10 protein-coding genes and 2 pseudogenes are annotated in these 15,060 nt (G+C 46.3%); 5 read left to right on the top strand and 7 right to left on the bottom strand.

The features are described from left to right. Window positions 1–151: 151 nt before the first annotated feature. Window positions 152–1,876: an SLC13 family permease gene (locus SU60_RS18230; protein ID WP_041156782.1), complete on the top strand. Its 1,725-nt coding sequence runs from the start codon at window positions 152–154 to the stop codon at window positions 1,874–1,876. Between the two features lie 24 nt (window positions 1,877–1,900). Continuing rightward, window positions 1,901–2,518 carry an adenylyl-sulfate kinase gene (cysC, locus tag SU60_RS18225; protein WP_041156781.1) on the top strand — a complete coding sequence of 206 codons (618 nt, stop codon included), beginning with the start codon at window positions 1,901–1,903 and terminating at the stop codon, window positions 2,516–2,518. A 134-nt stretch (window positions 2,519–2,652) separates the two neighbouring features. Here the strand turns inward: cysC and SU60_RS18220 are convergent, their stop codons facing one another. The 6 genes and pseudogenes from SU60_RS18220 to SU60_RS18190 form a co-directional block, all read right to left on the bottom strand. Next, the gene (locus SU60_RS18220) at window positions 2,653–3,558 is read right to left on the bottom strand and encodes a TIGR03899 family protein (RefSeq protein ID WP_041156780.1); all 906 of its coding nucleotides are present in this window, start codon (window positions 3,556–3,558) and stop codon (window positions 2,653–2,655) included. A gap of 399 nt (window positions 3,559–3,957) precedes the next feature. Continuing rightward, entirely contained in the window at window positions 3,958–4,452 is a 495-nt protein-coding gene (locus SU60_RS18215; RefSeq protein WP_041156779.1) for a DUF3299 domain-containing protein, read from the bottom strand. Between the two features lie 4 nt (window positions 4,453–4,456). Beyond that, window positions 4,457–5,715, bottom strand: a pseudogene (locus tag SU60_RS18210) (ABC transporter permease). A 4-nt stretch (window positions 5,716–5,719) separates the two neighbouring features. Next, window positions 5,720–6,442: pseudogene (locus SU60_RS18205) on the bottom strand (ABC transporter ATP-binding protein); the annotation flags it as partial. A gap of 49 nt (window positions 6,443–6,491) precedes the next feature. Further along, a complete protein-coding gene (gene zrgA / locus SU60_RS18200) occupies window positions 6,492–7,184 on the bottom strand; it encodes a zinc uptake protein ZrgA (RefSeq protein WP_041156778.1) in 693 nt (230 codons plus the stop codon). A 241-nt stretch (window positions 7,185–7,425) separates the two neighbouring features. Further along, on the bottom strand, window positions 7,426–7,977 hold the full coding sequence (locus tag SU60_RS18190) for a YtfJ family protein (protein ID WP_041156776.1): 552 nt from the start codon (window positions 7,975–7,977) through the stop codon (window positions 7,426–7,428). 274 nt (window positions 7,978–8,251) lie between these two features. Here SU60_RS18190 and SU60_RS18185 point away from each other — a divergent pair, with 274 nt between their 5' ends. Then, complete coding sequence (locus SU60_RS18185; RefSeq protein ID WP_041156823.1) at window positions 8,252–8,452, top strand: DUF1107 domain-containing protein; 201 nt, start codon at window positions 8,252–8,254, stop codon at window positions 8,450–8,452. A 68-nt stretch (window positions 8,453–8,520) separates the two neighbouring features. Here the strand turns inward: SU60_RS18185 and msrA are convergent, their stop codons facing one another. Beyond that, a complete protein-coding gene (gene msrA, locus SU60_RS18180; RefSeq protein ID WP_041156775.1) occupies window positions 8,521–9,159 on the bottom strand; it encodes a peptide-methionine (S)-S-oxide reductase MsrA in 639 nt (212 codons plus the stop codon). A 222-nt stretch (window positions 9,160–9,381) separates the two neighbouring features. Between msrA and tamA the strand changes: the two genes are divergently transcribed. Together tamA and tamB are read left to right on the top strand one after the other, a co-directional pair. Then, window positions 9,382–11,094, top strand: coding sequence for an autotransporter assembly complex protein TamA (gene tamA / locus SU60_RS18175; RefSeq protein ID WP_041156774.1), 1,713 nt, complete (start codon window positions 9,382–9,384; stop codon window positions 11,092–11,094). After that, window positions 11,091–15,044, top strand: a complete 3,954-nt coding sequence (gene tamB / locus SU60_RS18170) for an autotransporter assembly complex protein TamB (RefSeq protein WP_041156773.1) — start codon at window positions 11,091–11,093, stop codon at window positions 15,042–15,044. Before tamA ends, tamB begins: the two co-directional genes overlap by 4 nt. Window positions 15,045–15,060 lie beyond the last annotated feature (16 nt).

The following is a 15,060-nucleotide window of genomic DNA, read 5'->3' as shown; positions in this document are numbered from 1 at the left end:
GTCAGGCACTTTCCCCTGGAACCAGAGTGTCTCAATGTTCATTGAGCATTCTGGTCTTCATTTTTCGCTTGCTCTGGTTTTGTTGTCCTACACAGTCTGAATGTGTAGCAACTAGTTTTGCCCGAATTGGGCTCTTTGGTAAGGAAAGGTTATGTGGGAACAAGGATTGGTATTAGCGATTCTGCTTGGCATTATTACTTGTTTGCTTGTGACTAAAATTAAACCTAGCTACGTGTTTGCTGGGGCAGCTTTTACTGCGTTTGTCGCAGGAATGTTAGATACCACAACCATTACTGCTAACTTTACCAACGGTTCATTATTAACTTTAGTGTTGTTGATCCTTGCTTCGTGCGCGTTAGAAAAAACCTTACTGATCAGTTGGGTAAGCCGCAGTATTTCAGAAGGGAATCTCGGTAGCGTGATTGCGAAACTAGGGCTATCGACGGCATTGTTGTCCTCGTTTACCAATAACACCGCGGTTGTGGTCTCCTTAATTGGCGCGATAAAACGGAATCAACAACATGCGCCTTCTAAGTTATTAATTCCGCTCTCTTATGCTGCCATTTTTGGTGGTACTCTGACTTTGATTGGCACGTCGACGAACTTAATTATTAATAGCTTTGTTGAAGATGCGGGTCTGCCAAGTCTTAACTTTTTTACACCTACTGCGATTGGATTAGCGGTCTTGGTGGGTGGGTTGTTGATTCTTATTCCTTTGAGTTATTTTCTGCCGAGTTACGATGACCACAACCAAGAGGATTTACCGTACTTCTTAGAATCACGAGTTGAGCCTGGTTCTCCGTTGGTTGGTCGCACCGTGAGTGAAAATAACCTTCGTGCACTAAGAAAACTGTTTTTAGCGGAAGTCGTGCGAGATGGCGTGACCGTATCATCCGTTGGGCCAGATTTTGTACTGAATGCGAAAGATCGCCTCTTGTTCTGTGGCGATGTGGAAAGTGTGGCCACCTTGCAAGAGATCCCTGGTCTCAAATTATTTGGTCAACAACACCTTAATGGGCAAAGTTTCGTTGAAGTGGTGGTTAGCTCTTCGGCTACTTTCTGTCATAAAACTCTGAAAGAAAGTCGTTTTCGTGATCGTTTTGATGCCGTTGTGGTTGCGATTCGGCGTGGACATGAGCGCCTTGAGGGCGGATTGGGCAATATCAAACTGGCACCGGGCGATACCTTGATTCTGGTACCGGGTAAACGCTTTGAGGCAGAGCGTCGTGCGCATAGCAAAGAGTTTGTCCTAATGCACGATTTGGATTCTAGCGCTAAGTTAGATGCCAACAAATCTTCCATTGTGTTGCTTGGATTTGCTGCGGTTATTGGTTGTGCTCTTCTGGATCTCGTCCCTATTATTAAGGGGCTCTCGGTGTATATTATAGCGCTCATCGCGCTTGGCATTATTCAGCTTTCTGAACTGCGTCGTCGTTTCCCTATTGATATTGTCGTGATTGTTGGCTCGGCGTTGTCCATCGCTCAATTGATGATATCGTCAGGCTTGTCGGTACGCATGGGCAATATGTTTATTGAGGCATTCAATGGCTGGGGGGTGTTTGGCGCGCTGGTGGCCACTTACATTATGACGCTGGTTTTGACCGAGCTTGTGACTAACAATGCTGCAGCAGCGCTCTCATTTCCCATTGGCTATAGTATGGCGGTTGGTTATGGGGTCGATCCGATGCCGTTTATTATGGCGGTATTGTTTGGCGCAAGCGCGAGCTTTATTTCTCCCTACGGGTACCAAACGAATTTATTGGTTTACAGTGTAGGTAATTACAAAATGACCGACTATGTACGAATTGGTGTACCAATCTCGATTGTGTATTCCGTATTAGTACTGACTCTGATTCCGGTCTTTTTCCCGTTTTAATTGCGATATTTACAAGGATACGTTATGACTGCCGAATCGACGGTAAAAGATGAAAACATTGTCTGGCATCAGCACTCGGTTGATAAACAGTTTCGTGCTGAGCTCAAGAAACAAAAACCAGCCGTACTATGGTTTACGGGGCTATCTGGTGCGGGTAAGTCTACCGTCGCTGGTGCGCTTGAAAACCGCTTAGCCTCATTGGGGTATCACACATATTTGCTGGACGGGGATAATGTTCGTCATGGTTTATGCAGTGATTTAGGCTTTTCGGAACAGGACCGTCGAGAAAATATTCGCCGTATCGGTGAACTGACTAAGTTGATGGCTGACGCTGGCCTGATTGTCCTGTCTGCATTTATTTCGCCGCACCGTGCTGAGCGTCAACTCGTGCGGGATTTATTGCCTGAAGGTGAATTTATTGAAGTGTTCGTCAATGCTTCGCTTGAGGTATGTGAAGGACGTGATCCGAAAGGTTTGTATCAAAAAGCCCGTGCAGGTGAGATCCCCAACTTCACAGGGATTGATTCTGAGTACCAAGCTCCAGAGCACCCAGAGATTGACTTGCCAGCAGGTGAAAAGAGTGTTGAAGAGCTGGTTGAGTTATGTATCGACGATCTTAAGCAGCGCGGTGTCATCCGTTAGTGATGTCACCTTTTGGATCATTGATGGTCAATAGGTCGAAATATTAGACAAGAGCTTTGCGGTGAGAAGTCGCCCAAAGCTCTTTTAGTTTCATAGTTACCCTTGTCTCTCATTGTTATCTTTTGATGTCATCGCTAAACGCTAAGATCGACACTGCCGCTGGTATCCGTATGCACACTAAATTTATGGTTCAATAGGGTCACCATGTGATCGTAATACTCTGCATTGTGTTTGTTTCCGAGTAGTGTACACAGCTCGTTGCCGGTGGGAGTAAAGCGGTAATAACGTAATCGAACGCCTTTGCTATTGACCTGAAGTGACAGGTTTTTTCCTTGGTAAGCCAGTATGAGTGGCGTGTCGATACTGATTTCTCCAGACTCTAGTTCGGTATTATGCAGCAGTCCTAATTCGATCAACACGAGCATGCTTGAGTAGGGAAGCTGAAAGTTCCCCATGTTTAAGTTGCTGGTGGTATCCCGTTTGCCAAAACTAAAAATCCCGCCATGGGCCTTGTAGCCAATCAGTAACTTTTTACTGTTATCACCACCAAAACTGCACGCCAGAGACGCGGCTTTCTGTAACGTTTGCGCCTCTTTAGGCGACATATCTTTGAGGATTTTCAAAGCCTTCATTGATGTTGAGCCTGGGTTAGTGACCTCGCGCTTCATCACTTGCGCCCATAGTTTCTGCATCGAGCTATTGTGGATGTCCTGCGCCATATCGAAAAAACGGTACAGCCAGTCTTGATCGGGTTCGCCCGCGGTTTCATCCCGGCATGAGCTGTGCGCTAACTTCAAAATCTTCTCGAGGTTTTTTTGCCGCTGTTCTTGGCGTCGTTGCTCACGAATCTGAGCGCGTTCAAGTGCGGATTTGGCAGGAGGTGCGTCTTGCAATCGTGCATCTAGGCCATAAATTTGGGCGATGCTTTTTATTCGGCTTGCGCTGTCTTTGATATAGCTTTGTTTTTTATCTTTGCTGTTATTTGTTTGTGAGTTGGTCTGATGTTCGATGACAACAGGTTGTTTTGTTGGTTCTGCCATTAATGTTCCTACCAAGAGCTGCAGCTAATGCTTGCTCCAATTTACACCTTATTGTGTGAAGCGACTAGAGAAGGGTCTCAGATTTTGAACGAATAAAGCTATTCAAAATGATAATGACTTGTTAAAATTGTTATGATTATTTTGGAGGGGTGATGAGGCTATCGAATGTGAGCAAACTGAAAAAGCACCTGTCGATTGCGTTTCTTTTGGTGCTTTATGTCAGTGTGTTGGCGTATTTATCGCGCTATATTATGTAGACCGTGACCGCGGTGGGTAAGGCATACTCTGTTGAGCTGGGCAGGTGTGCTATTAGTTAAAGGCGCCAAACGACGCCTCAACGTGTTTTCGTTCTGCTTAAAGATGACAGCTTCCACTTTGTAAGCTTCACATTACTGTACTCTACATGTCATCGTATGCTTCAATGCTTTCGCCTTCTATCATGTAGCCTGTTTCTGCAAGTTCAAGACTGGTCATTTCTGTTTTAAGTTTCCCCACCACGTAGACGATATCCCATAATTCCTGAACGGGCGCTCCTTTCGGGAATTTTACGTAAACGATTTGGTTTGGTGGCGGTGGCGGCACGTGGATACAGGCCCCAAAATAAGGCACCAATAAAAATTCAGTCACGGTATTCGCATCCCCTTCGAGCGGGATAACAAACCCAGGAATCTTCACCTCACTGCCATTCAGCTCTGTTCTGACTCCACCGATCTTCGATTGTTTTGCTGCGCCACCAGTGTGGTCGGTGGCGGGCATACCGATGCTATCGAACATATCTCGTTCCGATTCGGGAATAAGATCAATCCAATCGAGTTTTAGTGGCTTGTCATTCGCCACGGCAGGAGCTGCGAATGACATCAGTAGTAGGGCACCTGCGAGTATTTTTTTCCACATCGTATTAGATCCTTATGGTCATTCCGTCACTGAGTGATTGCCGATACGCGCGGAATGCAGGAATGAATCCAATCATGATACCAGCACATTGAACAAATCCAAGCAGCATCCATTCGTATGAAGAAAGAACATTAAGGGACAAGTGGATCCCGTATTGCTGTTGCACGAAAGGTTGCAGCAACAAGAGCACTGAATAGAGTCCGACCACGCCGCTAATGATGCCTGCGGCTGTGAGCAAACTTGCCTCACTGATCAGCAATGAAAACACATGCATCGGTCTTGCCCCCATTGCTCTAAGTATTGCCATTTCACGGCGCCGCTCTTGCAGGCTAGTAAGTAAGCTGCTCAACATGCCGAGCAATCCAGCTACCACGACAAAGCCAGATACTGCCATCAAGCTTGTTCGGCCACGGACATCATTCCCCATAGTTCATGCAGTGCGACACCAGGCATAATTGCGCTGAGAGGTTCTTTCGGGTACGTGTTGATTTGTCGCTGCAGGGCAAAGGCTTGGATACGCGATTTCAATCCGACCAACATTGCGGTGATCTGTTTGGGTTGAAAATCTCGCTGTTTGAGTTGCTCTGCGGTTGGGGTGGGTCCCAAACGGGCTCCGCTTTCCCAGCCAACATGAATGGCTTCGATAGCTTCTAGAGAAACATGCACCGTTTTATCGACAGGGGTGCCCGTTGGAGCTAAAACGCCGACGACTTTAAACGGAAGATGATCGTGACGGCTGAACGCGACATCACTGATTCCGTGAGCAATAATAATCTCACTGCCAATGTGATAACCCAGTTTTTTCGCCACATCGGAGCCAATGACGGTTTCAAACAAGCCATGAAACTCAGTACCGTGAGAAAAAGTAAGTGGTTGCTTACTTCCGTAGCGATAATGCTCAAAATAACTGTGATTGGTTCCCATGACACGAAAGCCTTTATGGGAGTCTCCTAGTGAAATTGGGATCGCCCAGTCGACCGCTTTGTGGTGACTGAATTCTTGGTAGCTCTTCCAGTCGATGTTATTGGTGGCGTTGCCAATTCGAAATACGGAATAAAGCAGTAAATTCACTTGCCCAGAGCGACCACCAATGATGAGATCAGTGCCTGAGATGGTATTCGCGAAGCTGTCTTTTGCCTCAGTACGGATGCGCTCAACACCCAGTAGAAGCACCACGGAAATAGCGACGGTCATGATCGTCAACAATGCCGTGGTTTTTCGGTTCATCAAGCTTTTCCATGCCAATTTGACCACGGCGCTCATGATAAGCTCCTGGAGTACTACTTTGGTTGATGTCAGGAAGGTGAATCGTGCGATCAAACAAGGTTTCTAACGTAGGGTCGTGGCTAACAAATACTAGCGTTGCGCTGGCGTGATGCGCTTGTTCCATTAACAGTTCAATGAAGGCCATACGATTATCGTGGTCCAGTGCAGATGTCGGTTCGTCAGCAATTACTAACGCCGGGTGTCCTATCAATGCTCGTGCTGCCGCAACACGCTGTTGTTGACCAATACTCAGCTCCGACACTGAACGCTGATGCAAGGTTTTGGGTAAGTGCAGTCGCTCCAATAATTCTGAGGCTTGTTTCGTGAGCATTTGATGGTTGGCATTGGGGGCGACTCTATCACGCCTTATGTTACTGAATTGACAAGGCAGCAATACATTATCTAGGACATTGAGATACGGTAATAAATTGAATTGCTGGAAGATATAACCGATATGGTCGGCACGAAACTTGTCTCTTTGACTTGCGCTTAAGTCAGACAGTTCTGTACCTAAAACCGAGAGTGAACCGCTACTAAGGGTATTAATACCAGTAAGCAGGGCTAACAGAGTTGACTTGCCGCAGCCGCTCGGACCTTTGATAAAGATATGTTCACCTGAGTTAATGTGGAGGTGAGGAATATTGATGGTCGCGCTGTCTGAACCGGGCCAATAAAATTGGGCATTGTCGAGTTGAACAACGCTGGATGAGACGGAATCAATCATAGTGGTTACCAAAAAAGGCGTGTAAGTAGGTACTTACACGCCTTTAATATTATTTGATTTCAATGTTGGTATTGTCTTTGCTCAGGCTAAGCGCTGACTGTGTGGTGTCTGTGAACAGGTTAACACCGATAGACTCAGTTGATGGGAATTGATTGAACCAGTCAGTTTCGATATTGCTGAGCTTGGTAACTTGTTCACAGCTGTAGCGATATTGGACGTTAAACTCACCGTGTTCATGTCCTTCATGATGGTGATGCTCATGACCTTCGTGCTCGTCAGCATCGTGATGATGCTCATGGCCTTCGTGTTCATCGGCATCGTGGTGATGCTCATGGCCTTCGTGTTCATCGGCATCGTGGTGATGTTCGTGGCCTTCGTGCTCATCGGCATCATGATGATGTTCATGTTCACTATGCGCGGCACCCAACGTGTTGGTCACGTCGACTTCTTCTATCTCACATTGAGCTTGTGAGTTGATAGTCAGTACTGCATTGGCATCTTCCAGCGTGCTTAATGCATGCTTGAGTGTATGTTCTTGGGATTCATTTTCAGGAGCATGCTCAAAGCCAACCACATCGGCGCCTGGTGCTGTTATTTCAACTAACAGATCTTTGCCATCTTGAGCGATGTTAAATTCTACGTGCCCATGAACATGAGCTTCGTGCTGACGAAATTCTTCTGCGTTTGCTGCCGTGGATAAAGCGAGGCCAATAACAAGAGCTAAAGCGTGTTTTGGTGACATTTTCTTTCCCTAATTCTAGTTATATACCCTATCAATCGCGAGTATTGTGGTATAAAGACGAAAGTAAGTCGCATCATCATGATGGTGCGTATTAAAACTACTAATTGTTATAATATAACACTTGTTTTTGACAAAAGTTCACTCTTTTCTCAAGAAAATTCAACAGAGATTGGTGTCTTGGCAGGCCTAGCGGAAAGGAAAATTGACTCCCAGCAGGTGAAAGCCAGGAGTCAGGGAAAAATTAAATATTTTGTTTAATCAGCTTGATGACTTGTTCGATTTCAGATTGAGTTAAAGCCCCTTCTTTCACAAACAACACTTTCCCTTGTTTATCCTGAACGATAATAGCAGAGCTCTCAGGCTGTAAATCCCACGCTTGAGCGACGTTTCCGTTTTCATCCAGCACCATTGACGACCAAGGATATGTCTTTTTACTGTCTTGCGCGGATGACTTCACAAATGAGCCAGTTCCCCAAATTGCATCATCTTGATTAATGATCGTTGTCGTTTGGTAATTTTCTTCAGCAAATTTTGCTTGGGTAATCGCTGACATCAACGGCGCGTTCATTTCTTTCGCGCTGCTGCGTCCTGCGATAGCTTGAATGACACGAACTTTGCCAAGCATTTGTTGTGTTGTCCATGGCTGGTAGGCCACCCCTTCACCTTGCATGACAATTTCACCATAAGCGTTGACACTTACTGGCTGAACCGTATCACCAATCGATAGGTTATGCGCAAAGGCAAGCGGTGACGAGAGAGATAAAAGTAGTGGTAGGAGAGTCTTCGTTTTCATATTTTTATGTTCCATAAGTGTCAATAATATCAATCTAAATAACTAGTTAAACACTCTAGCGAGGTAAAGTCGCGACAAGTTGTTTAGTTACTTACCCAGATAGCGATAAGAGTAGCAGTATTACATTGTGTAACATTTTTTTAACGTATGCGGTAGTGTAATGTTGCGTTGTAATCAAAATTTGCTAAAATGAAGCCCGTCGCATATTGCGACTGTAGAGTGCTAAGGAGTATCACTCTATATGTTCTCAAAGGAGTTGAGGTGAATTATGGTTATGTTACGCGAGTTCGCAGTATATCGACCACTACAAGTGGCTCGTTTCGTTAAGACATTATTTAAGGGACAGTTCTTCATTGCTGGCGTTGGCAGTTTTGATTTTGACAACGGCAAAGTGTTACTCCCTGATGTGAATGACCATAAAAGACTGAGCGTTTTTAAAGAAGTGAATCAGGCCATATCCACGTTGTCTGGCTGATCAGTGGACAGCGACGCGATAAAGAGCGACCTAGGTCGCTCTTGTTGTATTTACACAATTTACACGCTTTATTTTTGCAGGCTTGGCGGGAAACAAACTCCTGTTCCTCCGATGCCACAGTATCCGTCAGGGTTCTTAGCGAGATATTGCTGGTGGTAGGTTTCTGCAAAATAGTACGCACCCGCTGATTGTATTTCCGTTGTGATAGCCGATCTCTGCTCTTCTTGCAGGGCTTGTTGATACTGATGTTTTGATTGCTCAGCGATGGCCTGTTGCTCTTGCGAGTAAGTGTAGATAGCCGAGCGATACTGTGTACCAAGATCGTTGCCTTGACGCATTCCTTGGGTTGGGTCGTGTTTTTCCCAGAACACAGCCAGCAGCTGTTGCAACGAAATAACACGCTCATCGAAGACGACTCTGACGACTTCCGCATGGCCGGTTTTTCCCGTGCAGACTTCGTCATAAGTTGGGTTTTTGGTGTATCCGCCAGAGTAGCCTACTGAGGTTGATACGACACCTTCGAGTTGCCAAAACAGGCGTTCCGCCCCCCAGAAGCAGCCCATACCTAGCAAGACTTGTTGTTGGTGAGGTTGTAATGGCTCGGTGAGACTAGCGTGATTTACAAAATGCTTATCTTCAATTTGCATGGCTTGCTCTCGTCCCGGAAGCGCATCGTCTATACTGATTAATGTCTGTTTGCTGAGCATAGTATGTATCCTTTTATGTCTACCCAAATAGCTTCAAGATGCTGGTCTTTTCGTCTTGAACGTTTATAGGGTGTGTGTCTTATATTTGCGAAATGTTTAATTTCTTCTGTCTTTGATGTTGTGATGACATAGATTCTAGTAACGCTATTATTATTACAGACTTAGGCCTTAATTGGCGTTATCATTATTTACGTTTTTTCACTCTCATTCAGCCCAAAAAGCATGATAAAAAAAGCTCTCTCTACCATTATTGGCCTGCTTGCGTTTTCTCATAGCGTCTATGCCAACGTATCCATAAGCGTTGAAGGCATTGATGGTGCTTTGAAAGACAACGTGGATGCTTATCTTTCCTCCATTCCTGAAAAAGAGTATTCAACGTCTTTACGTTTTCAGGCACGCCTAGACCACAGCATCAACGAAGCCTTAAACGCGCTGGGCTATTATCATGCCACCATCGACTATACCGTTAACGAGGAAGATGAAGAGTTACTCGTTAATATCAAGAAAGGCTTACCAGTTAAAGTCCAAGTCATGGATATCGTGATTGAAGGGGAAGCGAAAGACGATTCCGCGTTCTCAGATCTGCTCGCCCAGTCTCCGATGAAAGTCGGTGGGGTGCTTAATCAAGGAGATTACGACAGTCTAAAATCAGGGATTCGTAATTTAGGCTTACAGCGCGGTTACTTTAATGGTGACTTTACTCTCAATCAGCTAGAAATCATACCGGATTACAACCAAGCGAATGTTCGTTTGCATTACGACAGTGGTATTCGTTATCACTTCGGTGCTGTCAGTATCACTGGTAGCCAAATTTGGGAAGACCGTGTTGAATCGCTGCGTCCGTTTGATGTTGGCGAACCTTATTTAGTTGCCAGTGTTGGTGAGTACAACCAAAACCTCTCTAATACCGATTGGTTCTCTTCCGTTTTTGTTGAGCCCGATTTGAGTATGATCGATGAAGGGCGAGACTTGCCGATCAAAGTGACGGTGGCGCCTGCTGCAAAAAATCAGCTTGAAACGGGTATCGGTTATTCTACGGATACGGGTGTGCGCGGTACATTGAAATGGAAAAAGCCGTGGGTGAGCGGCCGTGGTCACAGCTTCAATACGGCTCTGTCATTGTCTATGCCAGAACAAACTATTACGGCAGGGTACAAAATACCACTGGATGATGTCTTACACGAATATTACCAAGTGCAATTTGGCTTAAAGCATTTGGATAATCGAGATACTGAGAGTTTAGAATCCAACTTAGCGTTGGAGCGTCATTGGCTGGTGGATAAAGGCTGGAATAAAACACTGTATGTTCGTCACCTATATGAAAACTACTCTCAAGGCCTACAAGAAGATGGCGTGCACTTCTTACTTCCAGGTGCAACTTTTACTCGCACTCGAGTGCGTGGCGGCAGTATGCCAATGTGGGGGGATAAGCAGACGGTCACTGTTGAATATGGTGATCCAGCGGTGTTGTCTGCCACTCGGGTGTTACGTTTGTTGGGTCGAACATCTTGGATTCGCGGCATTGGCGAGAACCACCGAGGCCTATTCCGCCTTGAAGGTGGTGCAAATATCTCGGAAGAATTTGAAAAACTCTCTCCATCGTTACGTTTCTTTGCCGGTGGTGACAACAACATTCGTGGTTATGGATACGAGTCCATCTCTCCCGTTGATGCCAGTGGCGCCTTAACGGGTGCTAAGTACATCGTGTCGAGCTCGCTAGAGTATCAATATCGCATGTATGGTAACTGGTGGGCCGCCACGTTTTACGATATCGGTGATGCATTTAACCAAACCCCTGAATGGAAATCAGGTGCCGGGGTGGGGATTCGCTGGGCATCGCCCGTTGGTCCGGTCAGTTTTGATTTCGCTTGGGGATTGGATGAACCAGAGAAGAACGAATTCCGTATCCACTTCTCTTTGGGGCCTGAACTATGATCAAAGTGATGTTTAAGTGGACCAAATGGTTATCGCTCAGTTTGGTCAGTTTATTGTTAACGCTTATCCTTTTGATTGCGGTGGTACTGTTTACGCATCCCGGTTTAAAGCTCGCATTGTGGGGCGCGCAGCAGGCGTTGCCGCAACTCAATATTGAAAGTGTTCAAGGTACGCTTTTCCCTCGCTTTAAGCTTCAAAACGTTAGTTTTGTTGATGAAACATTGAATGTTGACGCTAAAGTTGAGCAGCTCACATTGGCGATTAACTTTCGTTGTTTGTTAGACCCGCGCGTGTGTGTTGATGAACTCGCGCTTCAGGGCGTTAATTTTCAAATGCCGGAATTGCCGCCTGCGAGTGAGCCGGAAGAAGAGACGCCACCATTACGCTCTATCAGTACTCCCGTCCCGATCTTTGTCAATAACGTACGTTTGAATGATATTAAACTCAATGTGTTAGGCAATCGCGTGGATTGGCAAACCTTCTCTACCGCTATGTCGATGCAGGGGGATCGTTTGGTGATTGCCCCGACGGCGTTGAAAGCAATTAATGTTGCGCTGGCACCAGGTGAAACGAACGCTGACAACCAAAGCGTAGAGCAGAAAAGCGCTGAAGAGAAAACGACTGAAACACAAGAGAACGATGCTGTACCGCCTCAAGAGGAGGTGACACAGCACGCGAACGTGTCATCGGAGAACGTGCCATCAGAAGCTAAAGTGGCATCTGAAACTAGTGCGTCACCTGAAGAGGCGGCAGCCTTAAAAGAGGATGGAGAATCAGAACAAAACGCATCCTCTGAAAACGATCCTGTATCGAAAGACATCGAGTTACCAGAAGTGTGGATTCCACTAACTGTGGAGGTAAGACGTCTTGATATTGATGATTTTGAGTTAGCTGGTGAAACGCCGATTATTGTTCATCATCTTGGTTTGGTAGCCAACGCAGGGGGACATCAAGTCGATGTTAAAACGCTGGAGCTTGATATGCCAGAGGTCGAGGCAACGTTAAGTTCGCGAGTTACGTTGACGGCAGAGTATCCGCTTCGTGCTCAGCTAGATGCCTTGGTGAAACACGCCGAAGCGAAAGGACAAAAGCTTTCTCTTTCAGCCTCAGGCTCGGCGGGAGGGTTAGCATTTGACGTTTCGCTCTCTGAGTTGGTCAAAGCAGAAATTAAAGGTCAAGTTCAGCCGCTTAAGGCGCAATTACCTTTCGATGTTGAGGTCAAGAATGTCGAAGCGCAGTGGCCATTATCGGGAGAGAGTGATTACCAAGTCTCTGTGCCCACCCTTAGCGCAAAAGGTTCGTTGGATGGCTATGCCGTGGCCTTGGAAACTCAAGCCTCGGGTAAAGACATCCCTGATGTGGACCTAGCATTAAACGGTAAGGGCACTTTAGAGCAGATTGATCTGGAAAGCTTGGTAGTGAAAACCTTAGGTGGCGAGTTGAGCGGTAAAATTATGGCCAACTGGGCCACGCCGATTAACTGGCAAGCCGATCTCAACTTGCAGCACATTCAGCCGGGCTTGCAATGGCAGGAGGCGGAAGGTGATATCAGTGGTCAATTATCAACCTCGGGATCGTTAACCGAACAAGGCGGCTGGCAGGTCAGTCTGCCTAAGCTCGATATTGACGGCATACTGCGTGGATATCCGCTGAATATTGAAGGTCAATTGGAAGCGGCTGACCGAACTGGTAAAGGGGACGACCTTCAAGTTAATACCCAAGGTTTAGTGCTATCCCATGGTCCGAACCAGCTACGGGCAAAAGGTAAAATTGATCAACAAATCTTGATGGATGTTGATGTTAATTTCCCTGATTTTTCTAAAAGCCTTGCCGATCTTGGCGGTAACATGAAAGGTAAAGTGTTGCTGCGTGGGAGCCTTAAACAGCCTGACATTAATCTTGACTTGGCCCTAAACCAAGTGAAGTGGCAACAGCTTGCGAGTGTCGACTCAGTGACGTTAAAAGGCGATGTTTCTCCGCTACCAACGGCAAATGCACAATTGAGTTTGCTGGCGAATAACATCACCTATGACAACATGGTGTTTGATAGCGCAGATCTTGAAGTGTCTGGTGGCGAAGCGCAACACAACGTTACGTTAGATGTTGAGTCTGAGGTGGTGTCAACCAGCTTAGAAGTTCAAGGTTCGCTGAAAAAACAGCCGCAAATGATCTGGGATGGCGTGTTAAGTCGTGTCACCTTTAGTACACCTCAAGGACCTTGGACACTGCAAAAATCGACGCCTGTCAGTGTTAACGTTGACAAACAGGTTGCGAATGTTGCGGCACACTGTTGGCTGCAAGACCAATCCAAAGTGTGTTTAACCGAAGACGTTACTGCGGGTGAGCGCGGTGAGGTGAAGTTGGCCGTGAACAATTTTGGTTTTTACCAAATCAAACAGTTCTTACCGGAAAACACCCAACTGCAAGGCTCTGTGAATGCCCAAGCGGAGGCGAAATGGGCGCCGGGCATGAAACCACAAGCAACCGTGAATGTTCAGATGCCATCAGGGCATGTGGAGCAAACTTTAGAAGAGCCTGTTCGCCTGGAGTGGGAGAGCTTTGATTTTAAAGCGGCTCTTGCCAAAGATCAGTTGGATATGGAATGGTTGCTTGATGTCACACGTAATGGTGATCTTTCCGGTGACGTATCGCTGATGAACGTGTCAGCAGAAACGCCAACAATGAAAGGCAACGTCTCCTTATCTACCTTCCATTTGGACTTCTTAGCGCCATTGATTGGTGACTACAGTGTATTCAAAGCGAACATGAATACGGATCTGGCGCTGTCGGGAGATGTATTACACCCACAGGTCAATGGTCAATTCTTAATAGATAAAATCGCCTTGCAAGGGGAAGTCACCCCAATTGATGTCGATTCCGGGCAGGTTGCGATCAATTTTACCGGACATCAAGCCGATTTGAATGCTGGGATCATGACGCCTGACGGTAAGTTAGAAATCACGGGGGATGCGGATTGGCGTGATTTACAAGATTGGCATACCAAAGTGCGCGTATTTGCTGACGAACTGCGTGTTGATATGCCACCGATGGTGAAAATCAAAGTCGAGCCAGATATGACGATTGATGTAACTCCGACCTTGGCAAAAGTGGAAGGCAACATCAATTTACCTTGGGGACGCATTGTGGTTGAAGAGTTACCACCAAGTGCTGTAGGGGTCTCTAGTGACGTGGTGGTGTTAGACAAAAACTTACAACCTGTAGATGACTTGACCCCAATGCCGTTTGATATCGAGACCGATATCCGCATTAACATTGGTGATGACTTCCACCTGTCTGCATTTGGTTTGGAAGGCGGCCTAAAAGGCAGTCTCAATGTTTCGCAAAAAGATAAAGGGCCGTTTATCGTTGGTGAAGTGAACATCGTCGATGGTTCATACCGCTCGTTTGGTCAAGACTTGGTGATTCAGGAAGGGAAAATCTTGATGAACGGTCCAGCGGATCAGCCATATGTGTCTATTGCCGCGATTCGTAATCCAGATAACACCCAAGACGATGTGATCGCGGGGGTTCGAGTGACAGGACCTGCGTCGAATCCAAGCATGGAAATCTTCTCTGAGCCTTCTATGGCACAAGCGAATGCGCTGTCTTATCTTCTACGTGGACAAGATATTGATGCAGAAGGTGGAAACTCCATGACGACCACGCTGATTGGTTTAAGTTTGGCGAAAAGTGGTCGCGTAGTGGGGCAAATAGGTGAAGCATTCGGAGTGCAAGACTTGCAGTTGGATACGGCCGGTTCTGGGGATGACTCTCAAGTTACGGTCAGTGGTTACATTATGCCGGGTCTACAAGTGAAATACGGGGTAGGTATTTTTAACTCCTTAGGTGAGTTCACCATTCGCTATCGACTGATGACAGACCTATACTTAGAAGCTGTTTCTGGTGTTGATAGTGCCGTTGACCTGCTCTATCAATTTGAGTTTAACTAATATCTTGAGCAAAATT

The sequence above is a fragment of the Vibrio mytili genome (assembly GCF_000830505.1).
Classification (GTDB): domain Bacteria; phylum Pseudomonadota; class Gammaproteobacteria; order Enterobacterales; family Vibrionaceae; genus Vibrio; species Vibrio mytili.
This window is presented reverse-complemented; position numbering and strand designations above follow the sequence as displayed.

What these genes read in the sequence shown, in the direction of transcription:
- SU60_RS18230 (WP_041156782.1), top strand. Translation starts at nt 152, where the DNA reads ATGTGGGAACAAGGATTGGTATTAGCGATTCTGCTTGGCATTATTACT.
- cysC (WP_041156781.1), top strand. Translation starts at nt 1,901, where the DNA reads ATGACTGCCGAATCGACGGTAAAAGATGAAAACATTGTCTGGCATCAG.
- SU60_RS18220 (WP_041156780.1), bottom strand. Translation starts at nt 3,558, where the DNA reads ATGGCAGAACCAACAAAACAACCTGTTGTCATCGAACATCAGACCAAC.
- SU60_RS18215 (WP_041156779.1), bottom strand. Translation starts at nt 4,452, where the DNA reads ATGTGGAAAAAAATACTCGCAGGTGCCCTACTACTGATGTCATTCGCA.
- zrgA (WP_041156778.1), bottom strand. Translation starts at nt 7,184, where the DNA reads ATGTCACCAAAACACGCTTTAGCTCTTGTTATTGGCCTCGCTTTATCC.
- SU60_RS18190 (WP_041156776.1), bottom strand. Translation starts at nt 7,977, where the DNA reads ATGAAAACGAAGACTCTCCTACCACTACTTTTATCTCTCTCGTCACCG.
- SU60_RS18185 (WP_041156823.1), top strand. Translation starts at nt 8,252, where the DNA reads ATGTTACGCGAGTTCGCAGTATATCGACCACTACAAGTGGCTCGTTTC.
- msrA (WP_041156775.1), bottom strand. Translation starts at nt 9,159, where the DNA reads ATGCTCAGCAAACAGACATTAATCAGTATAGACGATGCGCTTCCGGGA.
- tamA (WP_041156774.1), top strand. Translation starts at nt 9,382, where the DNA reads ATGATAAAAAAAGCTCTCTCTACCATTATTGGCCTGCTTGCGTTTTCT.
- tamB (WP_041156773.1), top strand. Translation starts at nt 11,091, where the DNA reads ATGATCAAAGTGATGTTTAAGTGGACCAAATGGTTATCGCTCAGTTTG.